General features: G+C 66.5%; 20 protein-coding genes and 1 rRNA gene (1 of these 21 running past the window's edge). 6 read left to right on the top strand and 15 right to left on the bottom strand.

The genetic code is table 11. The features are described from left to right. Nucleotides 1-127, bottom strand: a 16S ribosomal RNA gene (locus DF286_RS04825); it reaches 1,362 nt to the left of the window's first position. Between the two features lie 647 nt (nucleotides 128-774). Here DF286_RS04825 and DF286_RS04830 point away from each other — a divergent pair. After that, entirely contained in the window at nucleotides 775-2,265 is a 1,491-nt protein-coding gene (locus tag DF286_RS04830) for a lipopolysaccharide biosynthesis protein (protein ID WP_243444720.1), read from the top strand. Here DF286_RS04830 and DF286_RS04835 read toward each other — a convergent pair. Further along, complete coding sequence (locus tag DF286_RS04835; RefSeq protein ID WP_109270399.1) at nucleotides 2,262-2,690, bottom strand: CBS domain-containing protein; 429 nt, start codon at nucleotides 2,688-2,690, stop codon at nucleotides 2,262-2,264. The two genes, DF286_RS04830 and DF286_RS04835, sit on opposite strands and share 4 nt — an antisense overlap. Before the next feature lie 68 nt (nucleotides 2,691-2,758). Here DF286_RS04835 and DF286_RS04840 point away from each other — a divergent pair, with 68 nt between their 5' ends. Further along, complete coding sequence (locus DF286_RS04840) at nucleotides 2,759-3,097, top strand: hypothetical protein (RefSeq protein WP_207790005.1); 339 nt, start codon at nucleotides 2,759-2,761, stop codon at nucleotides 3,095-3,097. Beyond that, nucleotides 3,084-3,461 (top strand): acyl-CoA thioesterase, encoded by a 378-nt coding sequence (locus tag DF286_RS04845; RefSeq protein ID WP_109270400.1) that lies wholly within the window; start codon nucleotides 3,084-3,086, stop codon nucleotides 3,459-3,461. The genes DF286_RS04840 and DF286_RS04845 overlap by 14 nt, the downstream gene beginning before the upstream one ends. On the opposite strand, the gene DF286_RS04850 is transcribed toward DF286_RS04845, so the two are convergent. The 8 genes from DF286_RS04850 to hisS all read right to left on the bottom strand — a co-directional run bounded on the left by DF286_RS04850 (nucleotide 3,406) and on the right by hisS (nucleotide 13,965). After that, entirely contained in the window at nucleotides 3,406-5,163 is a 1,758-nt protein-coding gene (locus DF286_RS04850; RefSeq protein WP_109270401.1) for a sulfatase-like hydrolase/transferase, read from the bottom strand. The genes DF286_RS04845 and DF286_RS04850 overlap by 56 nt on opposite strands. 69 nt (nucleotides 5,164-5,232) lie before the next feature. Further along, on the bottom strand, nucleotides 5,233-6,729 hold the full coding sequence (locus DF286_RS04855; RefSeq protein ID WP_146193565.1) for a DUF4139 domain-containing protein: 1,497 nt from the start codon (nucleotides 6,727-6,729) through the stop codon (nucleotides 5,233-5,235). Nucleotides 6,730-6,843: 114 nt separating this feature from the next. Next, nucleotides 6,844-8,229 carry a DUF4139 domain-containing protein gene (locus tag DF286_RS04860; RefSeq protein ID WP_109270403.1) on the bottom strand — a complete coding sequence of 462 codons (1,386 nt, stop codon included), beginning with the start codon at nucleotides 8,227-8,229 and terminating at the stop codon, nucleotides 6,844-6,846. A 119-nt stretch (nucleotides 8,230-8,348) separates the two neighbouring features. Beyond that, nucleotides 8,349-9,674, bottom strand: a complete 1,326-nt coding sequence (locus DF286_RS04865) for an OprO/OprP family phosphate-selective porin (RefSeq protein ID WP_109270404.1) — start codon at nucleotides 9,672-9,674, stop codon at nucleotides 8,349-8,351. Between the two features lie 189 nt (nucleotides 9,675-9,863). Further along, the gene (locus DF286_RS04870; RefSeq protein ID WP_109270405.1) at nucleotides 9,864-10,466 is read right to left on the bottom strand and encodes a DUF4167 domain-containing protein; all 603 of its coding nucleotides are present in this window, start codon (nucleotides 10,464-10,466) and stop codon (nucleotides 9,864-9,866) included. A gap of 259 nt (nucleotides 10,467-10,725) precedes the next feature. Continuing rightward, nucleotides 10,726-11,550, bottom strand: a complete 825-nt coding sequence (gene prmC, locus DF286_RS04875) for a peptide chain release factor N(5)-glutamine methyltransferase (RefSeq protein ID WP_109270406.1) — start codon at nucleotides 11,548-11,550, stop codon at nucleotides 10,726-10,728. A gap of 97 nt (nucleotides 11,551-11,647) precedes the next feature. Then, entirely contained in the window at nucleotides 11,648-12,724 is a 1,077-nt protein-coding gene (prfA, locus tag DF286_RS04880) for a peptide chain release factor 1 (protein ID WP_109270407.1), read from the bottom strand. Beyond that, nucleotides 12,721-13,965, bottom strand: coding sequence for a histidine--tRNA ligase (gene hisS / locus DF286_RS04885; RefSeq protein WP_109270408.1), 1,245 nt, complete (start codon nucleotides 13,963-13,965; stop codon nucleotides 12,721-12,723). Before hisS ends, prfA begins: the two co-directional genes overlap by 4 nt. Nucleotides 13,966-14,106: 141 nt before the next feature. On the opposite strand from hisS, the gene ppa reads away from it, so the two are divergent. Beyond that, the gene (gene ppa, locus DF286_RS04890) at nucleotides 14,107-14,646 is read left to right on the top strand and encodes an inorganic diphosphatase (RefSeq protein ID WP_109270409.1); all 540 of its coding nucleotides are present in this window, start codon (nucleotides 14,107-14,109) and stop codon (nucleotides 14,644-14,646) included. A gap of 143 nt (nucleotides 14,647-14,789) precedes the next feature. On the opposite strand, the gene DF286_RS04895 is transcribed toward ppa, so the two are convergent. Next, complete coding sequence (locus DF286_RS04895; RefSeq protein WP_109270410.1) at nucleotides 14,790-16,388, bottom strand: lysine--tRNA ligase; 1,599 nt, start codon at nucleotides 16,386-16,388, stop codon at nucleotides 14,790-14,792. 38 nt (nucleotides 16,389-16,426) lie between these two features. On the opposite strand from DF286_RS04895, the gene DF286_RS04900 reads away from it, so the two are divergent. Together DF286_RS04900 and DF286_RS04905 are read left to right on the top strand one after the other, a co-directional pair. Next, a complete protein-coding gene (locus DF286_RS04900; protein WP_109270411.1) occupies nucleotides 16,427-19,156 on the top strand; it encodes an ATP-dependent DNA helicase in 2,730 nt (909 codons plus the stop codon). Then, a complete protein-coding gene (locus DF286_RS04905; protein WP_109270412.1) occupies nucleotides 19,153-19,692 on the top strand; it encodes a SixA phosphatase family protein in 540 nt (179 codons plus the stop codon). The genes DF286_RS04900 and DF286_RS04905 overlap by 4 nt, the downstream gene beginning before the upstream one ends. Before the next feature lie 9 nt (nucleotides 19,693-19,701). On the opposite strand, the gene DF286_RS04910 is transcribed toward DF286_RS04905, so the two are convergent. The 4 genes from DF286_RS04910 to plsX form a co-directional block, all read right to left on the bottom strand. Further along, nucleotides 19,702-20,073: a MerR family transcriptional regulator gene (locus DF286_RS04910; RefSeq protein ID WP_109270413.1), complete on the bottom strand. Its 372-nt coding sequence runs from the start codon at nucleotides 20,071-20,073 to the stop codon at nucleotides 19,702-19,704. Nucleotides 20,074-20,077: 4 nt separating this feature from the next. Next, the gene (locus DF286_RS04915) at nucleotides 20,078-20,377 is read right to left on the bottom strand and encodes an integration host factor subunit alpha (protein WP_109270414.1); all 300 of its coding nucleotides are present in this window, start codon (nucleotides 20,375-20,377) and stop codon (nucleotides 20,078-20,080) included. 105 nt (nucleotides 20,378-20,482) lie between these two features. Then, nucleotides 20,483-21,445 (bottom strand): beta-ketoacyl-ACP synthase III, encoded by a 963-nt coding sequence (locus tag DF286_RS04920; RefSeq protein WP_109270415.1) that lies wholly within the window; start codon nucleotides 21,443-21,445, stop codon nucleotides 20,483-20,485. After that, entirely contained in the window at nucleotides 21,442-22,491 is a 1,050-nt protein-coding gene (gene plsX, locus DF286_RS04925; protein ID WP_109270416.1) for a phosphate acyltransferase PlsX, read from the bottom strand. Before plsX ends, DF286_RS04920 begins: the two co-directional genes overlap by 4 nt.

Consider the following 22,491-nt stretch of genomic DNA (forward strand, 5'->3'; position numbering starts at 1 on the left):
GAACCTAAGGGCAGATTCCCACGTGTTACGCACCCGTGCGCCACTAACCCCAAAGGGTTCGTTCGACTTGCATGTGTTAGGCATGCCGCCAGCGTTCGTTCTGAGCCAGAATCAAACTCTCAAGTTAATGTACGACAACCACTCCGTGGGAAAACACGAAGCAGAAGCCGGCATCTCTGGGAGCCGTTCCTGCACAAATACATATTACTGTGGATATGTAAGAGGACATTGGAACGGCTTAGCTTTATCCGATCCTGCGACACCCAGAGGTTGTCGCCGACCGGGGCCGCCGCCCACATGTCCCTTCATCTAAACCGACAATGTCAAAGAGCCGACGCCTTACCTTCCCCATTTTACCGGGGCACCGGATTACCGATTGGTGAGACGCGAACGGGCCGGGCCAGAAGGCCGTGTCCCGCCGGTGAACAGCCATATATGGAGGAGATTTCCGCCAGTCAACAGCTGTTTTCGAAACTTTCTTTCGAAGCTTTCGAGGAGGCCGTTTTAACGGGCCGAAGAAGCTATGTAGGGAGCGGCAAGCCGTCCTTCAAGTGCTTCATCCGAAAGCTTTTTTAGAAGGTTTCTACCGTCAGGGGCGTTGGTGTGAACCGCGGCGCCCCGTCGGTGAGCGGCCATATGGTCGGGTCGTTCCGATCCGTCAACCGGCTTTTTTGACGGATATGTGAATTTCACCGCAGCCCCGGCCGCGAAAGCGCGAATTAACCCGGCTGATGTAGCAGGGCGGCGAGCGCGCACTATCGAGCCAGGAACGCAGTGACGACAGATCGGAAATCCGAGGAAGATCAGGGGCCTGGCCTGGAAGAGCGGGTGCGGGGGGCGGTCCTTTGGAGGTCCGGCAGCCAGGTCGTCGCGCAGATCGTCGCCTGGGCCTCGACCTTCCTCGTCATCCGCCTGCTCGAGCCGTCCGATTACGGCCTGTTCGCGATGAGCCAGGTCGTGCTGGTCTTCCTCAATCTCATGAATGGCCATGGATTCGCCAGCGCGCTGGTGCAGAGCGAATCGATCGACGGGCGCCGAATCGCCCAGGCGTTCGGAATGCTGCTGCTGCTGAACGGGGCGCTCGCGCTCGTGCAGCTGCTGACCGCGCCGTTGGTGGCCGCCTATTTCCGGCAGCCGGCGCTGGTCGACATGCTGCGCGTTCAGGCTTTGCTCTACGCGGCGACGCCCTTCATCGCGCTGCCGAGCGCGCTCCTCAGCCGCGAGATCGACTTCAGGCGGCAGGCCAAGGTCAACCTGGTCTCCGCCTTTCTCGCCGCGGCGACCGCGCTCGGCTGCGCCCTTTGGGGATTCGGAGTCTGGTCGCTGGTGGCGGCGCCGATCGTCCTCTTCTGGAGCCGCGCCATCGGCCTCACCTTGATGACGCGCTGGCTGGTCTGGCCGAGTTTCCGATTCGCCGATGCCGGCGGAATGCTCGGCTATGGCGGCGCCCTGGTCCTGGTCCAGTTCTTCTGGTTCCTGCAAAGCCAGGCGGACGTCTTCATCGCCGGGCGTCGGCTCGGCACCCACGAGCTCGGCCTCTACACGACCGCCCTTTTCCTGACCCAGATTCTGGCCGCGAAGTTCGTGCCGCCGCTCAACGAGGTCGCCTTCGCCGCCTATTCGCGGATCCAGGCGGATCGCGGGCGGATGGCGCTCGCCTTCGTGCGCGCGACGCGGCTGATCATGCTGATCGCGCTGCCCTTCTACCTTGGCCTCGCGGTCACGGCGGAGCCGCTCGTCCTCACCATGCTCGGCCCGAAATGGGTCGAGACGATCGCCATCGTCCCGATTCTCGCCCTCGCCATGCCCTTCCTGACGCTGCAGATCCTGTTCGCGCCCGCGACCAACGCGACCGGGCAGGCACGAATCGCGATTCGGACCGGCGCGGCCGGCGCTGTGCTCCTGCCGCTGGCCTTCCTGATCGGGGTCCGATTCGGAATCCTCGGCCTCGCCTATGGCTGGCTGGTCGGCATGATCCTGCTGACGGCGGTGACGGCGATGCTTTCGAGGGCGGCGATCTCGCTGGACCTCGGCGCTGTCGCGCGGGCGGTGAAGCCGGGCCTCCTCGCCTCGACGGCAATGGCCGCCTTGATCCTGTCGCTCGATTCGCTGCTGCCGCCAATGCCGCCGCAGCCGCGTCTCGCCCTGCTCGTCTTCACCGGGGTCGCCGTCTATGCCGGGCTGCTCCTCGCCTTCGCCCGGCCGCTGGTGCTGGAACTCATCGGAATGATTCGGAGCCGGAGCCCGGCAGCGGCTACTGCCTAAACGCTCTGGATATAGTTGCGCATCGCCTCGGCCTCGTTCTCGAATCGATCCATCCGATATTTGACGAGGTCGCCGATCGAGACGATGCCGATCAGCCGATCGCCCTCCACCACCGGCAGATGGCGAATCCGGCGCCGCGTGATCTGCGACAGCGCCGTCAGGACCGTGACATCGGTGGTGACCGTGATCGCGGGGGCGGTCATGACCCGCTCCACCGGCCAGTCGAGCACGGCGGCGCCATCGCTTTTGAGGCAGTAGATGACGTCGCGCTCGGAAAAGACCCCGGCGACCTTGCCGCCGCGCAGCACGGGGAGCGCGCCGATCCGATATTCGGCCAGCATGTCGACGGCCTCGCGGACGGTGCGGTCGCACTCGATGCTGTAGACGGTGGCGCCCTTGCTTCCGAGAATCGCTGCGACTGTCATGGCCCGGCCTCCTTTGACTCGCCGAATCAGGCCTTGATGATCACATGGGCGGCGGCCAAAGGGAAGCCATGCCCCGGCACGACACCATATCGCCGAAGCTCGACCGGGCCGCTCTCGCCTGGGCACGCTACAAGCGGTTGACGTCGTGGATGGCGATCGCCGCCGTGGTCGCCGTGCTGCTTGCGCTCATCTATTTGAAGAGCGAAGGGCGGCCGGTGCCCTTCCACATGATGATCGCCACCGTCGCCGGCGTCGGCCTGACCGTCCTGCTCGGCACGGCCTTGATGGGCCTCGTCTTCCTCGGCAATGCCTCCAGCCACGATGAGGGCGCCCATCGAAGTAACACTTCGATGGGGACCCGCGATGATGCGGCCTCCGGAAAAGAAGAGTTTGATGACCAACGATAAGCGTGAACCGATCCTGCGCGTCGTGCCCCGGCCCGGCGACATCAACGCCAACGGCCATATCTTCGGCGGCTGGGTCCTCTCCCAGATGGACATCGCCGCCGGCATCGTCGCCTCCAACCGGGCGGATGGGCCGGTCGCGACGGTGGCGATCGAGGCGATGGAGTTCATCGCGCCGATCCTCCTCCACGACGTCATTTCCGTCTATGCGGAGATCGAGCGGGAGGGCCGCACGTCGATGGGCATCCGCATCGAGGTGCTCGCCACGCGCGACCGCGGCGAGCGGGAGGTGAAGGTGACGGAGGCGCTCTTCACCTTCGTCGCGCTCGATGAGAATCACCGGCCAAAGCCGCTGCCGAAGGATTGAGACTGGCGTTCCTGGCGAAGCTGCGTGAATCGCCGGCCGGCGGCAGCGCGATTCGGCCGAGGTCGATCGGCTGCCAGACCGGCTCCCGCCCCAGCCGCGCATTGAAGAGAATGTTGAACGTGAACGGATCGTCCGAGCGCGGGATCAGCGATTCGCCATAGATCGCCGCGACGTCGGCCGGCTTGTAACCCATCAGCGCCAGCAGGGTCGGGAAGATCTGGTAGTGGCTGACATGGTTCCGGTTGGCGGCAAAGTTCGCCTGCCAGTCGAGCGTCTCCAGGGCCGCGCCCTCGATGACGACGAGCGGCACCAACCCTTCCTCCGGCACAGGCCTCGCGCCGCAATGGGTGTCGAGGCCGGCATTGCCGCGCTCGTGCAGGTCCTGGCCGTGGTCCGACGTATAGACGAGCGTCGCGTTCGACAGGTCGGCTGCGCCGAACAGCCGGTCGAAGAAGGCGCCGACGTTCCACAGCAGAGTGTTGCGATAGGCGTTGCGGTAGCGCCGCCAGTCCTCGGCCGTGCCGCCAAAACCAGCGCGGCTGCCGGTGTCGGCGACATTTTCGTGCCGCCCGCGCGGTAGGGTCGGGCGGTGTCGCAGGAAGCCGTCAGGATATTTGTCATGGATCGGGAAGTGCGCGCCGACCTTGTTGACGATGACGAAATCGGCATGGCGGTTGCGGGTTAGCGCCGCCAGCGCGTCGGCCGCCGCCATGTCGCGGTCCACCACCGCGACGTCGCCGAACTGGACGAAGGAATCGATGGAGCGCCGCTCCTCCTCGTCCATCAGATTCTGGAGTTCGCCGCCGGTGCGCTGCGCGTCGATATAGACGGTGCGAAAGCCGGCCTCGCGCGCATACTCCCAGATCGACGGCAGGGTCGCGTTAATGCGCTGATAATCCGCCCGCGTTCCGCCGTAACGGAGCGTAACGTTGGTGCCGACGCTGCAATTGGTGATCGCTGCGGCATAGCCGTAATTGTGGATGTCGATGCCCGGGCGGCGTTCGGCCAGGCCCGAGCGGACGCCGCGCGGATTGCCGATGTCGAGATAATTGGCACCGACGCTTTCATCGATGATGAGGATGATGTCGCGCGGCGCCTCCAACTGAGAAGGCTCGAGACTTACGGCCTGCCGCGACCCCATCTCGCCCGTAAGATTCTCGTAGATGTTGAGGCTGGAATAGCTGAGCGGCGCGAAGGCGGTTGGAAGGCCGCGCGCGCCTTCGCCGCCGCGCACGAAGAGGATGACGGACAGCAGCGTCACGGCGGCCACCGGCGCCGCCGCGAAGGCAAGGCGGGGCAGCGGCGGCCGCCAGCGCGGCTTCAGCGCCACGCCGGCGAACAGCAGCAGGGCCGGTGGCACCGACCAGAGGATCGAGCCGCCATGCTGGTCGAGCGCATCGCCAGCGAATCCGATCGAGTTCAGGAGATTGATGAAGGCGTCATAGGTGAGGTGCTCGCCCATGATCCGCTCGGTCGAATCGAGGAACAGCGACGAGGCGGCAAGGATCAGCGCATAAGCGAGGCGGAGCGGAGTGCCTTGAACATAGGCGGCGAGCAGGAGGCTCAGCGTCATCAGGCCGAACAGCCCCGCATAAAGAACGAGGCCGGCAGAGACGCCGAGCGAGGCGATCCGCTCCCCGATGGCGGCGTAGCCGGCCGCCAAATAGAGGATGATCAGCAGCTCCTTGAGCGGAAATCTCATTCAAATGCCTGTCCGCTGCCCCTAAGGAGCGGACTAGCAAGCCCGGCATAAGGCTGGGTTAACGCACCGCTATCGATCTTGCGGCTCGAGGCGGTAGCGGAGGATCGCACTGCCGTTCGCCGGGACCGTCACACGCCAGAGCGGGCGCCCGTTCCGGTCCGCCAGACGGGCATCCGACCAGCCGAGACGCTGCCCTTGCGTGAAAAGCTCGGCCTCGAACGGGACCGGCCGGTTCTTCGCGTTGGTGACGGTCAGGCGATAATCGCCGCCGCCGTCCGCGAATTCCTCAAGCCTTTCGACACGAGTCTGGACGTCGATCGATTCGCCGAGCTCGACTTCCACCGCCTCGCCAACGGCCAGATCGCGCGAGCGCCCCTGTCCGATCAGGACCCGGCGCCCTTCATGCGCCTGGAAGAAGGCGACCTCTCCAGAAGGGAGCGGCAAGCCGAGCCCTCCCCTTTCGCTGTTTCGAGCCGTGACGACGGGCGTAGCGCCGCCCTGCCCTTCGCTCCCGACCCGCCTTCGGTAGATTATTTCGATGGGAACGTCGCTGCGCTGGAGCAGCGCCACCTGCTTCTGGCTGTTGGCTGCGACGGTGACGGGCTCGGGGATGCGGTAGAGCTTGAGCTCTCCAAGCGCCTCCTGCTCGGCCATCATGGCGACGGGGGCACGCGCTCCGGTCACGATTATGCTCTCGGCCACGGCCATCCCGATCGGGGCGGGAGGAGGCGGAGGCGGGGCAGACGGCGGAGGAGGAGGAAGGCTGAGGTCCGACGTCGTCGTGCCGGCCGGCCAGCAGCGGAGGCTGATCGGCTCGCGCGGCGGGGCAATGGTGGCCACCCCCTCCCGGTTGGGGGTCCCGGCGACGGCGTAGGTGTCCGCTTCGGCAAATCCCGTCTCATCGCCATTCGCCAAGGTAAGCCAGGCGAACAGGTCCATCTCACCATCGGCCGACAGCTCGGCGACATAATTGGCCTGCCAGTCGAAGCCGGTGGCGAGATAGGAGAGGGTGACGGTTTGCGTCACCGGCGCGGCGGAGCGGACGCGGACCGAGAGCGTCGGCTTGGCCGACAAACCCGCGGGGACGCGATCGTAGATCAGCGTCTCGTTGAGGCCCGTGCAGCGCAAGGCCTCGAAGCCGGCGGGCGTTTCCAGCACCACCGCCCCGTCCGCGCCCGATCGGATCACCGCCTCGGTTTCGGTGACCTCGCCCGTGACGCCGGACGTGCGACGAAGATGGACGCGGCGGCCGAGCGATGCATCGAGCAGGCTCGCCGGCGAGAGCAGATGGGCATCCTGGTTCTTCTCGATCACGCCGTCCGGAAAGCCGGTGACGATCGCGCTTTCCGGTATGATGCCGCCGGCGACGCCTTCGAAACGGATCTCGCTCTCGCCGGCGGGGATGGAGACGGTGCGGGTTTCGCTGATCAGCGCATAGCCGTTCAGCCAGCGCAGATTCATCTCGTCGCCGGGGCTTCGGTGCGGCGCACGATAGACGGTGAGGGAGACATCGCTCGGACCGGGCGACGTCGCGATGGACTGGGCAGCCGCTGCTGGCGTCAGCATCAGCAACATCGCCCCCAACCCGGTTCGTGCCGAGCGAAGTCGAGGCGCGCCCTTTGGTGCGGACGCCCCTCGACTACGCTCGGGACGAACGGAATCCCGGAGTGAGGCCATATCCTAGAATCGCGTGTCGAACGTGGCGGTGACGCTGGCCTCGCCATTGGCGGGGACGGCCACGCGCCAAAGCGTCTCGTCGGCCGAGCGGCGGTTGCTCTCCTGGCTTTCCTCGACGATTCGAGTGTCGCCCCAGAGACCCGCCTGGATCAGGTCGACTGTGACCGGCGTTGGGCTCGCATTGGTGAGCGTGTAGCGCATAGTTGTTTGCCAGCGACGCCCGGGCATTTCCCGCCGCTCGACGAGCACAGGCTGCACCTTCACGTCGAACGCGGCGCCGGTGCGGATGGCGATGTCCGACCCCATCGGCGTGTGGCCGATGCTGTTCTCACCGACGAACTGCGCCTGTCCGCGCGCATCCTTCATATAGACGCGCACCGTTCCGGCCGGCAGCGCGTCGCCGAGACCGGCGTTGCGGGAACTGGAGAATTGGAGAACCGTGTCGGCGCTTTCCGCCTGATCGCGGGTCTGCAGCCAGCCGTTGCGATAGACATAGGCCCGGCGCGCGGCGGCGCCGGTCACGTCGAGGAAGCTCACCTGCTTGGTCTGCTGGTTGGCGATCGTCGTCCGTTCCGGCAGCGGATAGAGATAGAAGTCGCCGAGACTTTCGCGCCCGGCCGTCTCCACGCCGGGCCGATTGCCCGGCGGCGGCGGAGGTGGAGGCGGCGGACGATAGCCCCGCCCGTAGCGAGGCCCCTGCTCCTGCTGCACCTGGCCGGCAATCAGCAAGGTGTCGGCATTTTCGAACGTCGTGCCGGTGGTGTTGGTCAGCGTCACCCAGCCCTGGACGTCGATCGTCCCGGCCGCCTCGTCGAAAAGGGTGACGTAATCGGCCTTCCAGCTCATGCCTGGCGTCAAGTAGCTCAGGGTCACTGGCCGCGCTCCAGCGCGCGAACTTTCCAGCGTGACCGACAAGGTCGGACGGGCGCGGAGACTCTCCGGCACTTCGTCGAAGATCACGCGGATCGGAAGACCGTCGTCCCGCAGCACCTCGATTCGCTCGCCGATCTGGAGGACGACGCCGCCATTCACCGCGAGCACCCGCGCCCGCTCCCGTTCCTCGGCGCCGGTGGCGGGATTGGTGCGGACGAGGGTGATCATCTCGCCCACGGCTTTTTCCATCAGCTTCGCCGGGGACAGAAGGTCGAAATCGAAATTCTGCTCGACGATGGCGACGTCGGGCGCATTCAGGGTCACCGTCTCAGGGCTGATCTGGCCCGAGACGTTCGGAAATTCCTGCCGCGACCGGCCGGAGGGAATCGCCATCTGGCGCGTGTCCTGCACCAAAGCGAGGTTGTCGTTGTAGATGGTGACGGAGACGTCGCCCTGCGCATTCTGGGCCAGGGCAGGCGCCGCCAACAGGCTGGAAACAAACAGCAAAGAACGCATCACAAGCTCCCCCCGAAAGGTCGGGAGGAGCTTGTTACGTTGTTACATTGCTGTCAACCGGGCTTCTTCAGATACAGTTTCGGTAGTCCGTTGCCCGGCTTCCGTCGGAGAACCGCGGCCTAGAAATCGATCTGGGCGCGGGCACCGAATACGTCGACGCTGTAATCGCGGTCGCCGTTGAGGGCCGGGATGGCGGCATTGTCGTAGTTCATCCGGCCATAGTTCAGCAGGAAGCGGACATGATCCTCCGGGATCCAGATCAGCGAGGCCTGATAGCCCTGCTGCTTTCCGCCGACGATGCCGTCGTCGATGAGATCGAGATGGTCGTAGCGCAGGTTCACCTGAAAGGCGCCTATGCCGCCGTCGCTGAGCGGGTTCAGCACCTTGGTCCGGTCGAACTTGCCGCCCTTGTAGCCGCGGGTCTCGCCGGTGAGATAATAGCCGACCTCGGCATAGCCGCCGAAAAAGGTCGGCTTGGCGACCGAGCCCAGCGTGTCGGCCTCCAGCCAGTGCACCTCGCCCGCGGCGTGCAGCGGCCCGTGGATCAGCGCCGCCTCGAGGCCGTAGCTCGTTTCCTTGTCCACGATCAGTTCCGGCGTCGCCAGGAAGCGGGTGTCGCTGCTGTGGATCATCGGACGCTGGCGATAGCGGGTCGTGTCGCCCCGCTCGGCCAGGTCGTTATTGTCGCGATAGTGGGCGGAGCCGCCGAAATGGAGCTGCGTCTCGCCCATTTTCGGGGCGAAGACGAGGCGGGCGTCGGCGCCGAGCGAATTATTTTCGTCGTCGAGATCGTGGATGTTATCGGTGAAGACGCCGGCCTGGGCGATGAAGGGGCCATTCTCATAGGCCGCCGACAGCCCGACGCGACGCTCGAAGTTGAAGGCGTCGGTGAAGGCGGCGCGCTCCATGAAGGAAGTGAAGCGCGAGCTGGTCAGTTCCTCGAGCGACTGGAAACTGTTGTGCTGGCCGATGGTGAAGCCGACGCCGGCCCCCGCATCATAGCCCAGCGTGGCGTCGGTGATCTCGACGTCGCCCTCGGCGAAGTCCATCTCGAACTTATAGTCGAAGCCGCCGGGGATGGTGCCCTCGACGCCGAGGCGGGCGCGGCGGAGCTCGTTGGAGAAGCCAAGGCCGCGGTCGTCGATCCCTTCCGGGCTGCCGACATGGCCGACATCATATTGCAGGCGGCCGCGGGGCTTGAACGACCAGCCGCTCGCCTTGTCCTCGATGAGGGGCGCGCCCTTCCAACTGATCGTTGTGCCCGATTTCTCTTCGGGCTTTTCCTCCTTCAAGGCCGTCATCTCGGCCTCGAGGCTGTCGATCTTGGCGCGCATCGCGGCGATCTCGGCCGCCAGCGCCTCTTCCTTGGTCTGGGCGAAGGCTGGCGCAGCCGTGGAAAGCGCGCTCGCCGCCAGCAGCACGGCCGTCAAACTCTTGGTCTTCATCTCAAATACCCCGTCTCTTGTTCGATGCCGCGAAGGGCGGCGTTCCGGTTGATGACGGCGCTAAGCGATGTTGGTGACAGGCACACGACTGTCGCGTGACATTATTGTTACGGCGAGAGCGGCCGGCAAGAAAAAGGGCGACGGTCGTCAAAGACCGCCGCCCCCTCTGGTGATGCTGTTGGGCAGGCCTCAGGCCGCAGGTGCCATTTCCTCGTCGCCCTCGTCGCGCTGACGGCGCGTGCGCCGGCGCGGGGCCTTGGCCTCGCCGCCTTCGATCGAGGCGATGGAGGGCGGCAGGATGTCGGCGGAGATGCGCTCGTCGCTGTCTCCCTCGCCCTGCTCCTGCTCGCGATCTTCGCGGCTGCGGCGCGCGCGCTGCCGGCGGGGACGTTCCTCGCCGCCATCATTGCGCTGCTGATTCCCGCGGGCCGGGCGATCGCCGCGCTCCTCGCGCTCCTCGCTATCGTCACCGCCGGACGCGGTCTGGACTTCGTCCTGATCCTCGTCCTCGTCGGCGCCGTCGTCCTCGCGCTGCCGGCGCTGCTCTTCGAAGCGCGCGCGGCTTTCGTTCAAGACCCGGAAATAATGGTCCGCGAACTGCAGATAATATTCGGTCTGCACACGATCGCCGGCGAGCTGCGCGTCGCGCGCCATCGCCTTGTATTTCTCATGAAGCTGGGCGGCATTGCCGCGCGAGCGATTGTCCTGGCGATTGCCCGCATTGGGCGTGTTCGGCGAGCGGGACCCGCCGCCGCGACCGCGCCTGCGGCCGCCCTGACGATTGTTGATCAATGCTATTCCTCGTCAAATAGTGGTCGTATCAGCCACTCCATTGGCCGGGCCACTCCCGGCCGTCCCTTTGCGCGACTCCCACGGCAGGCGGCCGCACGCGGCTCCCGCCTCCTCACGCCAAGACCGTCCGAAGACGCCAGAGCAATCGGGGGTCGGCGACGGAAAGCCTCAAGCATCCAATGCTGTACTAGGCCCCGTCCCTGCCGCCTATGTAACTAGCCACGGGACAAAATCCAAGGGGGAAAGCGTATCAAATATATCAAGCTTCGATGACAAGGCAGCGAGGGCGGCCGGCGAGATCGCGGCGGAGGGACGCACCGAGCCCTTCCGCCTCGAACAGCGCGGACACCGTTTCAGCCTGAGTGGCGCCGATCTCGATGCAGGCGAATCCATGAGGAGCGAGCAGCCGCCCCAGCTGGGGCGCCAGCCGCCGATAATCGTCGAGCCCGTCGGGCCCCGCGAACAGAGCCTCGGGCGGCTCCCATTCCGACACGTCGCGCGGGAGGTCGGCGGTACTTTCGACATAAGGCGGATTGCAGAGGATGAGGTCGAACCGCTCCTCCACGCCTTCGCCCCAGTCGCCGATTTCGAACCGGGTCCGATCGGCGAGTCCGAGCCGGCCGGCATTGCGCCGCGCGATCGCCAGCGCTGCCTCCGACCGGTCTATCCCGAGGCCTCGCGCCTGCGGCCACTCGGCCAGCGCGGCGAGCAGCAACGTGCCCGGCCCGGTGCCGAGATCGAGCACGTTCCGCGGCCCCGTCTTGCCGAACCGCTCGACCGCGGCCTCGATCAGCGTTTCGCTGTCGGGGCGAGGGACGAGCACGCCCGGCGCCACCTCCAGCTCGATCGTCCAGAAGGCGCGGCGACCGGTGATATAGGCAACCGGCTCCCCCGCCTCGCGCCGGCGGACGAGCGTTTCGAAGCTTTCCGGCGCCGGGTCATCGAGCCTGGAAAGGAGCAGGGCTTCCCGCTCCACCCCCAGAGCTTTCGCCATCAGCAGCTCGGCGTCGAGGCGGGGCGTGTCTGAAATATCCATCAGGCGGCGCGTCGCGGCGCTGAGGGCCTCTCTGCAACTCACCGACATCCGTTCGTCCCGAGCGTAGTCGAGGGGCGTATGTGATGAGTCCGTGCCAGCGCCCCTCGACTTCGCTCGGGACGAACGAGACTTGTGATCGCGTTCCTCAGGCGCCCGGCTCATCGAGGCTCGCCAGCCGCGCCGCTTCGTCTTCGGCGATAAGGGCGCCGACCAGTTCGTCCATCTGGCCCTGGAGGATCTCGGGCAGGCGGTGGAGGGTGAGGTTGATGCGGTGGTCGGTCACCCGGCCCTGCGGGAAATTATAGGTGCGGATGCGCTCGGACCGGTCGCCGGAACCGACCATCGATTTCCTCGCTCCCGCCCGCTCGTTCGCCAGCCGCTCGCGCTCCATTTCGTAGAGCCGCGTGCGCAGCACCTTGAGCGCCTTGGCCTTGTTCTTGTGCTGCGACTTCTCGTCCTGCTGGATGACGATCATGCCGGTGGGAAGATGGGTGATGCGGACCGCGCTGTCGGTCGTGTTGACCGACTGCCCGCCGGGCCCCGAGGAGCGATAGACGTCGATGCGCAGATCCTTGTCGTCGATCTGGACGTCGACCTCCTCGGCCTCCGGCAGCACCGCCACCGTCGCCGCCGACGTATGGATTCGCCCGCCGCTCTCCGTCACCGGCACGCGCTGGACGCGGTGGACGCCGCTTTCGAACTTCAGCTTGGCGAACACGCCCTGACCGGTGACGGAAGCGACGACTTCCTTGTAGCCGCCGACATCGGCCGGGTTCGCCGAGATCAGCTCGACCCGCCAGCCCTGCTCCTCGGCGAAACGCTGATACATGCGGAAGAGATCGCCCGCGAAGAGCGCCGCCTCGTCGCCGCCGGTGCCGGCGCGGATTTCGAGCATGGCCGGTCGCTCGTCCGCGGCATCGCGCGGCAGCAGCTTGAGCGCCAATTCCCGCTCGGCCTCGGGAAGACGCTTGCGGATCGTCTCGGCTTCCTCGGCCGCCAGCTCCCGCATCTCGGGATCGTCCGCCAGCCCGGTAAGCGCCTCCAGCTCGTCGCGCAGCCGCCGCACCTCGCCGGCCGCCGCCGCCGCCGGCTCGATCTCGGCATAATCCTTGGACAGGCGGACGAACTGCTCCGGCGCAAGGTCGGGCGCCGACATGGCGTTCTGAAGCTCGTCCCTGCGCGCCTCGATGGCGGCGATCCGCTCGGCGGAAATGCGGGTCATCGAGGGCGTACCGCTCCGGCAATATCGGACAGCGCGACGCTTTTCTGCTCGCCGGTCTTGAGGTCCTTCACGCCGGCCTCACCACGCTCCAGCTCGTCGTCGCCGATGATGACGGCATAGCCCGCGCCGCTCGCGTCGGCTTTGGCCATGCGCTTCTTCATATTGCCTCGATACGCCATATCGGCGGCGATTCCGGCACGGCGCAGATCGGCGAGTATTCCAGTCGCTGCGCCTTCGGCCTTCTCACCCAAGGGCACCAGCGCGACATCGAGGGCGGAGGCCGGGGGCTTGTCGAGCAGCATCGCCAGTCGCTCGATTCCCGCCGCCCAGCCGACCGCGGGCGTATGCGGTCCGCCGAGCGCTTCGATGAGGCCGTCATAACGGCCGCCCGCCAGCACCGTGCCTTGCGCGCCGAGGCGGTCGGTGACGAACTCGAAGGCGGTGTGGCGGTAATAGTCGAGGCCGCGCACCAGGCGCGGGTTGCGCGTCCAGGCAATGCCGGCCGCGTCCAGCCCTACGGTCACGCGCCCGAAGAAGTCCGCTGCTTCCGCCGTGAGGAACTCGTCGATGGCGGGCGCGGCATCGGCGATCGGGCGGTCCTTCGGGTCCTTGCTGTCGAGGATGCGCAGCGGGTTCTTGTCGAGGCGGGCGAGGCTGTCCTCCGACAAATCGCCGCGGTGCCCTTCGAAATGCTCGACCAGCGCCTGGCGCCAGGCATCGCGAGTCTCGGCGTCGCCCAGCGTGTTGAGCTGCAGGGTTACGCCCTCGGCGATGCCGAGCTCGTTGAGGATCTGATCGGCGAAGGCGAGAAGCTCGACGTCGGCGAGCGGCGAGTCCGAGCCGATGATCTCGGCGTCCAGTTGGTGGAACTGGCGGAAGCGGCCCTTCTGGGGGCGCTCGTAGCGGAAGACCGGGCCGTGGGTCGCGACCTTCATCGGGATGTGCTGCTGCCATCCTTCCGAGAGATAGGCACGGCAGATGCCGGCGGTGAATTCGGGACGCAGCGTCAGCGAATCCCCGCCGCGATCCGGAAAGGTGTACATCTCCTTCGAGACGATGTCGGTGGTCTCTCCGATCGATCGGGCGAACACCTCGGTCGCCTCGAACACCGGGACTTCTATCCGCTGGAAGCCGTAGAGGCGGCGCACGCGGTCGAACGTGTCGATCACTTGTCCGAAACGGTCGGCGTCCTCGCCCCAGATGTCCTGGGTGCCTCTGATCCTTTGCGGGCCCTTGCTCATTTTGCGCCCTTAGCATTTTTGACCCGCGTGGGAAGCGGCCCCACCGTCATTCCGGTGACGAGGGGGAGTTGGGAATTTGTTGCACCTGCGAAGATTAAGCCTTCGCCGCGGCGGATGTCAGGTCTATAGGCCCGCCCCATCATGAACATCGATCTGATTCCCGTGGGCGACAATCCGCCCGACAGCATCAACGTCATCATCGAAGTCCCGGTCGGCGGCGAGCCGGTCAAATATGAGTTCGACAAGAAGTCGGGCGCCATGTGGGTGGACCGCATCCTCCACACGCCGATGCGCTATCCAACCAACTACGGCTTCATTCCGCACACCTTGTCCGAGGACGGCGACCCCCTCGATGCGATGGTCGTGGCGCGCTCGCCCTTCATCCCGGGCTCGGTGGTGCGCGTCCGTCCGATCGCGGTGCTGTGGCTGGAGGACGAGGCCGGCGGCGACGAAAAGCTGCTGACCGTGCCCGTCGACACGACCTTTCCTTATTATCAGGATGTCTCGGAAGCCGACGACCTGCCGGCGATCGTCAAGCAGCAGATCGAGCATTTCTTCACCCACTATAAGGATCTGGAGCCGGAAAAGTGGGTGCGCGTCGGCACCTGGGGCGGCCGCGAGGACGCGCGCCGAATCCTCATCGAGAGCATCGACCGGGCCCGCGCCGCGAACGGGAAATAGGCCCCGAGGCCGCGTCGCACCGGGGGGAGTGGGCGACGCGGCCGATGTGATGCGTATGCATCAGACACCAGTCCGAAAGGGGTGGACCGCGCCTCCCAACGCGCGGTTCACCGACTGGTTGCCAGGCCGCAACGAAATGCCGGTTACTGTTGCTCCAAAGCCTCAGCGATGAGGCGCCGGCTGTTGCCGATACCGTAGAGCGCGATGAAGCTGCCCATGCGCGGGCCCTGACTGGTGCCGAGCAGTGTCTCATAGAGCCCCTTGAACCAATCGCGCAGATTTTCGAACCCGCCGGTCTTGCCGACCTCATAGACTTCGGTCTGGATCGTCTCGGCATCGGCGTCGGCCGGCAGCGCGGCGAGCCTGGCATCGAGGGCGCGAAGCGCGGCCGTCTCCCGCTCGTCGGGCGCGCGGCGGTGGAGCGAATCCTTGACGAAATCGCGGAAGTAAACGGCGGCGTAGCCGATGAGGGCGTCCAGCTCCGGATGCGTCTCGGGCGAGGTGTCGGGCGCGTAGCGCTTCACGAAGGCCCAGAGCAGGGCCTTGTCCTCCGTCAGCGCCACGCCGACGAGGTTGAGCAGAAGCGCGAAGGTGAGCGGCATCCGGGCCGGCGGCACATCGCCGGCATGGACATGGTGAACCGGGTTGCCGAGCCTCTTGTCCCACGGCTGTTCCGGATAGGCGGCGAGGAACTGCTGATATTCGTCGACCGCCTTGGGGATGATCCCGAAGCTCAGCTGTTTCGCCTTCCTGGGCTCGCGATAGATGTAGAAAGCGAGGCTCTCCTGCGGCGCATAGGTCAGCCATTCGTCGATGGTGACGCCATTGCCCTTGGTCTTGGAGATCTTCTCGCCATTCTCGTCCAAGAACAGCTCGTAGTTGAAGCCCTCGGGCGGGCGGGCGCCGAGGACGCGGGCGATCTTGGAGCTTTGGGTGACCGAATCGATCAGGTCCTTGCCCGCCATCTCGTAATCGACGCCGAGGGCGACCCAGCGCATCGCCCAGTCGACCTTCCATTGCAGCTTGGCGCCGCCGGAGAGGATCGACTGTTCCACTTGCTCGCCGCTCGCGGGGTCGGTGTAGCGGATGGTGCCGCTCTCGGCATCCACCACCTCGACCGGGACCTGAAGCACCTTGCCGCTGGCCGGGCTGATCGGCAGGACCGGCGAGTAAGTCTGCCGCCGCTCCTCGCGAAGAGTCGGCAGCATCACCCCCATGATGTCGTCATAGTGGCGCAGGACCGACCTCAGCGCCTCGTCGAACCGGCCGGAGCCGTAGCAGTCGGACGAGGCCATGAACTCATAGTCGAAGCCGAACTCGTCCAGGAATTTCTGGAGGAGCTGATTGTTGTGGTCGGCGTAGCTCTGGTGGCCGCAGCCGAACGGATCCGGCACGCGGCTCAAGGGCTGGTCGAGATGGTCGTGCATCATGTCCTGGTGCGGCACGCCCGGCGGCACCTTGCGCATCCCGTCCATGTCGTCGGAGAAAGCGATGAGACGCGACGGCCAATCGACCATCTCGGACAGGGCATGACGCACCATCAAGGTCCGCGCCACCTCCTGGAAGGTACCGAGATGGGGCAGGCCCGAGGGACCGTAGCCCGTCTCGAACACGATCGCGCCCTTCTCCGGTCCGTTCGGATAGCGTTTCAGGAGCTTGCGGGCTTCCTCATAGGGCCAGGCCTTGGAGACCAAAGCGGCCCTCCTAAGTTCTTCTGGGCGAAGCTCTTGAAGTACAGTCACAGGTTGCCCTTTCGTTCCGCCTGGACCAGATGAGGCGGATGGCGGTCTCTTTGCCTTATCCCGCGCTCCACGCAACCCATGGCGGCATCTGGGTGGCTTCGGCGGGAGGCGAGGTGCGCGCCCTGGGCCGGGGCGAGGCGATCGCTCGCGCCGCCGAGACGCCGATAATCATGCTGAACGCGCCCCTCATCGGCCAGCGACTCGGCTATCCGGAGCTGTCGGGGCTCGATCTTCTGGAGCTGTTCGCCTTCGTCTTCCCGGCGCGGTTCGCCGTCCCCACGCCCAAGGGGCTGGCCCACGCGCTGGGGCTGGCGCCGCCCAGGGACGATGCGGAGGCGGCGCTTTTCCTGAGGCGGGCGGCCGAAGCGCTGCTGGAGCGGATGGAGGCGGCGGACTGGCCGGAGCGTGAGGGCGCCTGGGCATCGGCGCAGTCGCTCCATCGCCTGCGCTGGTCCTGGGCGCCGGCGGTGACGGCGCAGCTGAAGCGGCCCGAAAGGGACGAGCGCTGGCTCTTCTCCAAGCTTCCCGAATGGGAGGAAGGCGCGCCGCGGCCCCAGCCGCGTCCCGCCAGCGTTTCGGAAGACGAATCGGTCGAGCGACTGGCGTCTCTTACTGGTCGGGACGCCGAACCGCGCCAAGGCCAGCGCGATTACGCGGCGACCGCCACGTCTGCCTTCGCGCCGCGGACACGCGAGGGCGAGCCCCATCTGCTGCTCGCCGAAGCGGGGACCGGAATCGGCAAGACGCTCGGCTATCTCGCTCCCGCCTCGCTCTGGGCGGAAAAGGCGGGCGGCGCGGTATGGGTGTCCACCTACACCAAGGCGTTGCAGCGTCAGCTCGATCGCGAAAGCGTCCGCCTCTTTCCCGACCCCCGGGAGCGCAAGGCGAAGGTCGTCGTCCGCAAGGGGCGCGAGAATTATCTCTGCCTGCTCAACCTGGAGGACGCGCTTCAGGGCGGCTTTTCCGGGCGCGCCGCGATCCTGGCGCAGCTCATCGCGCGCTGGGCGGCCTATACGAAGGACGGCGACATGGTCGGCGGCGACCTGCCGGGCTGGCTCACCAGCCTGTTCCGGCGCGCCGGCTCGACCGCACTCACCGACCGGCGCGGCGAATGCGTCTATGCCGGCTGCCCGCATTACCGGAAGTGCTTCATCGAACGCTCGGCGCGGGCCAGCCAGAATGCCGACCTCGTCATCGCCAATCACGCGCTCGTCATGGTGAACGCGGTGCGCGGCCGGGAGGCAGGCAATGCCGCGACCCGGATCGTGTTCGACGAGGGCCACCACCTGTTCGACGCCGCCGATTCGACCTTCGCCGCCGCTCTGACGGGGCAGGAAACGATCGAGCTCCGCCGCTGGATCATCGGCCCCGAAGGCAAGTCGCGTGGGCGGCGGCGCGGCCTTTCCGCCCGATTGATGGACGTCGCCTCCTACGATGAAGCGGGTGCGATGGCCCTCGAGGCGGCGGTGCAGGCGGCCGGGCTGCTGACGGGCGACGGCTGGCTCCAGCGGATCGGCGAGGGAATGCCGTTCGGGCCGATCGAGAAGCTGCTCGCCGCCGTGCGCGGCACCGTCTACGCGCGCGCCTCGGCCCAGGATGCCGGCTACGGCATCGAGACCGAGATGGCCGAGCTCGACGGCGCCATCGTCGGAGCGGCGGCGCCCGCCGTCGAAGCGCTGGAGCTGCTGCTGCGCCCGCTGGTCGCGCTCGGCAAGCGATTGGAAGCGGTGCTGGAGGACGCGCCGGATTGGCTCGACGCCCAGGCGCGAGCGCGGATCGAAGGGGCGATCGGCGGCCTTGGCTGGCGCATCCAGTCGCTGTCCGCCTGGATAGCGCTCGCCGCCCGCATCGGGGGGCCGGCCGATCCTGATTTCGTCGACTGGCTGACCGTCGAGCGGGTCGATGGCCGCGAATATGATATCGGGATTCACCGCCGCTGGCTCGATCCCACCCGGCCGCTGGCGGAGACGGTGCTGAAGCCCGCGCACGGCGTCATTGTCACCTCCGCCACCCTGCGGGGCGCCGAAGGCTGGGAGGCCGCGGATGCGCGCACGGGCGCCTGCCACCTCGATTCGCCGGCGCGCCATTTCAGCGCCGACAGCCCGTTCGATTATGCGGCGAACAGCGAAGTGCTGATCGTCACCGATTTGAGGCGCGGCGACCTCGCCAGCCTTGCCGGCGCCTATGCCCGGCTCATCGAGGCGGCGGGCGGCGGCACCTTGGGCCTCTTCACCGCCATCCAGCGGCTGAAGGCGGTGCATGCCCGCATCGCCGACCGGCTCGCCCGCGCCGGCCTGCCGCTCTATGCTCAGCATGTCGATCCGATCGATACCGGCACGCTCGTCGACATCTTCCGCGATGAGCCCCGCGCCTCGCTGCTCGGCACCGATGCGCTTCGCGACGGAGTCGACGTTCCCGGCCATTCGCTCCGCCTGGTGGTGATGGAAGGCGTGCCCTGGCCGCGGCCGACGGTGCTGCACGCAGCCCGGAAAGCGGCCGGCGGCGGCTCGGCCTATGACGACCGTGTCGTGCGGGCCCGGCTCGCGCAGGCGTTCGGTCGGCTAATCCGGCGGCGTGACGACAAGGGGATATTCGTCCTGCTCTCCGCGGCGACGCCCTCGCGTCTGCTGAATGCCTTCCCCGCGGGCGTGCCGGTCAGCCGCGTTCATCTCGCTGAAGCCATCGAGCGTGTACGGAGCGGCCTTTCAACCGCATCTGCTTTAGGGCATCAGGCGCAGGACGTTACGGTTCCCGAAGGATTTGCATGAAGACGCTGACGCTGCTGCGCCACGCCAAGTCCAGTTGGAATGATCCGGTCGCTGCCGACTTCGATCGTCCATTGAACAAGCGGGGTCGCCGCGCCGCTCGTACCATCGGGCGCGAGATGAAGAACCGGGAACTGCGCTTTGACCGCGTCATTGCTTCTCCCGCCGTTCGGGTAATCGAGACCCTCGACGATGTGACCGAAGGCTATGGCTCGCCGCTTCACCCACAATATGACCGCCGCATCTATCTCGCTTCCCCCGCCGCCCTGCTCGACCTCATCCATGAGATCGACGATGAGACGGAGCGGCTCCTGCTGGTTGGCCATAATCCCGGGCTCGAGCAATTGGCCCTGCTGCTGGCCGACGGGGGCGAGCTAAGAGACGAGGTGGCGGTCAAATACCCGACCGCTACCGTCGCCGAGATCAGGATTCCGGTTCAGCACTGGCGCCAGGTTCGAAAAGGCATGGGCAACATCGTCCGCTTCATCCGCCCGCGCGACCTCGATCCCACCTTGGGTCCGGACGAGGATACGCACTGAAGCCGCTGGCTAGCGGGCCTGCTCCAGCGCGTCGGCCAGCATGGAACGGAGGGCGCGCAGCTCTTCGACGGGGAAGGCAGAGGATTGGCTGGCTGCGGCGGCGGGTGCCGACCGTTCTTCTTCGCCCCGGGAGCCGTTCTTCAAAAGCTGCTGCACGCCGCGGATGGTGTAGCCATCCTGGTTGAGGAGGCGATGGATCCGCTTCGCAAGCGCCACATCCTCCGGACGATAATAGCGGCGATTACCGGCGCGCTGCAGGGGTCGAAGCTGGGGAAAGCGAGTCTCCCAATAGCGGAGGATATGCTGCGGGACGCCGAGGTCGCTCGCGAGCTCGCCGATGGTGCGGAAGGCGTTTTCGCTCTTTACAGGCCCGTCCGCCAAGGGATCAGCGGCCGTTTGCGATCCGCTCGCGCATGATCTGGCTGGCGCGGAAGGTGAGCACCCGCCGCGGCGCGATCGGCACCTCGACTCCGGTCTTGGGATTGCGGCCGATCCGCTCGCCCTTGTCGCGCAGGATGAAGCTGCCGAAACCGGAAATCTTCACATTCTCGCCTTCGGCCAGCGCATGGCACATATGGTGCAGCACGCGCTCGACGATGTTGGCGGATTCGGCGCGGGACAGGCCGATTTCCTGGTGGACGACATCGGCCAGATCGGCCCTGGTCAGCGTTCCTGCCATGGGCATCCTCAACGTCCCTGCATCGGCCATGGGTATTCCTCCCCGCGCATGAATGGAAACCACTAGTATAGCTGGAATCCAAGTGCAATCGAGCATTGCGGCGAGGCGGCGTCAATAGCGGACAACCGCAGCCCCCCAGGTGAAGCCGCCGCCCATCGCCTCCAGGACGACAAGATCGCCCCTGCCGATGCGCCCGTCGCGAACCGCGACGTCCAGGGCGAGCGGAACCGACGCGGCGGACGTGTTGGCATGCTGGTCGACGGTGACGATGACCTTCTCGGGCGCCAGGCCGAGCTTCTTCGCCGTCGCATCGAGGATCCGCTTGTTGGCCTGGTGCGGCACGACCCAGTCGACCTCCTCAGCCTGGTGGCCGGCCGCCTCCAGCACTTCATTCAGAACGTCGGCGAGGTTCACCACGGCATGGCGGAAGACCTCGCGGCCCTTCATGCGGAGCTTGCCGACGGTGCCGGTGGTCGAGACGCCGCCGTCGACATAGAGAAGATCGTTGTGACGACCGTCGGCGTGGAGGCGGGTGGCGAGGATGCCGCGGTCCTCGGTTTCCTCTGCCTTCAGCACCAGCGCACCGGCGCCGTCGCCAAAGAGGACGCAGGTGGTGCGATCCTCCCAATCGAGAATGCGGCTGAACGTTTCCGAGCCGATCACCAGGGCGTAATCGGCCATGCCGCCCTTCACCATATTGTCGGCGACGGACAGGGCGTAGAGAAAGCCGGTGCAGACCGCCGCCACGTCAAAGGCGATGCAGTCGTCGATGCCGAGCGCCGTCTGGACCCGGGTCGCGCTGGCCGGAAAGGTCTGGTCGGGCGTCGCGGTCGCCAGCACGATGAGGCCGATGCTGTCGGCGCTCACGCCGGCAGCTTGCAGCGCCTTGCGCGCAGCCTCGGTGGCGAGGGTCGCGGTGGTTTCGCCGTCGCTCGCGATGTGGCGCGCCTCGATGCCGGTACGCTCGACGATCCATTCATGGGTGGTGTCCACCCGTTCGGCGAGCTCGACATTGGTGACGCGACGCGGCGGCAGCGCGGAGCCGGTGCCGACGATGACGGAGCGCCGCGTCATTTCGCTGCGGCCTGCGCGTCGCCATGCGCGGCGATATTGGCGAGATCCTCGGTGATCTTGCGGGTCAGGTCCTCGCGTACCATGCGGGCCGCGACGCGGATGGCATTGGCGACGCCCTTCTCGTTGGCGTTGCCGTGGCTCTTCACCACCGGCGCATTGAGGCCGAGGAAGACGGCGCCATTATGGTTGTTCGGATCGAGATGGTGCTTGAGGAGCTCGGTCGCCGGGCGCGAGATCAGGAAGCCGATCTTCGACCGGGCCGAGCTGGTGAAGGCGCGCTTCAAAAGGTCGGTGACGAAGCGGGCGGTGCCTTCCGCGGTCTTGAGGGCGATATTGCCGGAAAAGCCGTCGGTCACGATCACGTCGACATCGCCGCGCGAAATCTTGTCGCCCTCGGTGAAGCCGTCGAAGCGCATGCCGAGATAGTCGGCGTCGCGCAGGATGGCGGCGGCGGTCTTCAGCTCGTCCGTGCCCTTCAGCTCCTCGGTGCCGATGTTGAGCAGGCGAACGCGCGGTTTTTCAAGATCGAGCACGACGCGAGAATAGGCCGCGCCCATGACGGCGAACTGAACGAGATTCTGGGTGTCGCACTCGGTGTTGGCGCCGAGATCGAGCATGACGAGGTCATTGTCGCCAAGCGTCGGCAGCAGCGCCGCGAGCGCCGGTCGGTCGATGCCCTTCATGGTGCGCAGCGCCAGCTTGGACATCGCCATCAACGCGCCGGTATTGCCGCCCGAGATGGCGGCGTCCGCCTCGCCCGCCTTCACGGCATGGACGGCACGCCCCATGGAGCTGGTCTTGGCGCGGCGGATGGCCTGGGTCGGCTTTTCCTCGGGCGCGATCACATCGTCGCAATGGACGATCCGGGAGGCGCCGGCGAGAGTCGGATGTCTGTCGAGTTCGGCGCGAATCGCGCCCTCGTCACCGAACAGCAGAAATTGGAGGTCGCCGCGGCGCTGATGAGCGCGAGCGGCGCCGGCCACCATCACCGCCGGGCCGACATCGCCACCCATCGCGTCCAGTGCGATCCGTGGCGCGCTGCCCAC

This window comes from Sphingosinicella humi (assembly GCF_003129465.1).
Taxonomy (GTDB): Bacteria; Pseudomonadota; Alphaproteobacteria; order Sphingomonadales; family Sphingomonadaceae; genus Allosphingosinicella; species Allosphingosinicella humi.

Bases quoted from the DNA above. Each gene is read 5' to 3' on its own strand.
- prmC (WP_109270406.1), bottom strand. From the start codon at position 11,550: ATGTCGGTGAGTTGCAGAGAGGCCCTCAGCGCCGCGACGCGCCGCCTG.
- DF286_RS04850 (WP_109270401.1), bottom strand. From the start codon at position 5,163: ATGAGATTTCCGCTCAAGGAGCTGCTGATCATCCTCTATTTGGCGGCC.
- DF286_RS04860 (WP_109270403.1), bottom strand. From the start codon at position 8,229: ATGCGTTCTTTGCTGTTTGTTTCCAGCCTGTTGGCGGCGCCTGCCCTG.
- DF286_RS04900 (WP_109270411.1), top strand. From the start codon at position 16,427: ATGGCGGTCTCTTTGCCTTATCCCGCGCTCCACGCAACCCATGGCGGC.
- DF286_RS04845 (WP_109270400.1), top strand. From the start codon at position 3,084: ATGACCAACGATAAGCGTGAACCGATCCTGCGCGTCGTGCCCCGGCCC.
- prfA (WP_109270407.1), bottom strand. From the start codon at position 12,724: ATGACCCGCATTTCCGCCGAGCGGATCGCCGCCATCGAGGCGCGCAGG.
- DF286_RS04855 (WP_146193565.1), bottom strand. From the start codon at position 6,729: ATGCTGACGCCAGCAGCGGCTGCCCAGTCCATCGCGACGTCGCCCGGT.
- DF286_RS04920 (WP_109270415.1), bottom strand. From the start codon at position 21,445: ATGACGCGGCGCTCCGTCATCGTCGGCACCGGCTCCGCGCTGCCGCCG.
- ppa (WP_109270409.1), top strand. From the start codon at position 14,107: ATGAACATCGATCTGATTCCCGTGGGCGACAATCCGCCCGACAGCATC.
- DF286_RS04905 (WP_109270412.1), top strand. From the start codon at position 19,153: ATGAAGACGCTGACGCTGCTGCGCCACGCCAAGTCCAGTTGGAATGAT.
- DF286_RS04840 (WP_207790005.1), top strand. From the start codon at position 2,759: ATGCCCCGGCACGACACCATATCGCCGAAGCTCGACCGGGCCGCTCTC.
- DF286_RS04865 (WP_109270404.1), bottom strand. From the start codon at position 9,674: ATGAAGACCAAGAGTTTGACGGCCGTGCTGCTGGCGGCGAGCGCGCTT.
- hisS (WP_109270408.1), bottom strand. From the start codon at position 13,965: ATGAGCAAGGGCCCGCAAAGGATCAGAGGCACCCAGGACATCTGGGGC.
- DF286_RS04835 (WP_109270399.1), bottom strand. From the start codon at position 2,690: ATGACAGTCGCAGCGATTCTCGGAAGCAAGGGCGCCACCGTCTACAGC.
- DF286_RS04915 (WP_109270414.1), bottom strand. From the start codon at position 20,377: ATGCCCATGGCAGGAACGCTGACCAGGGCCGATCTGGCCGATGTCGTC.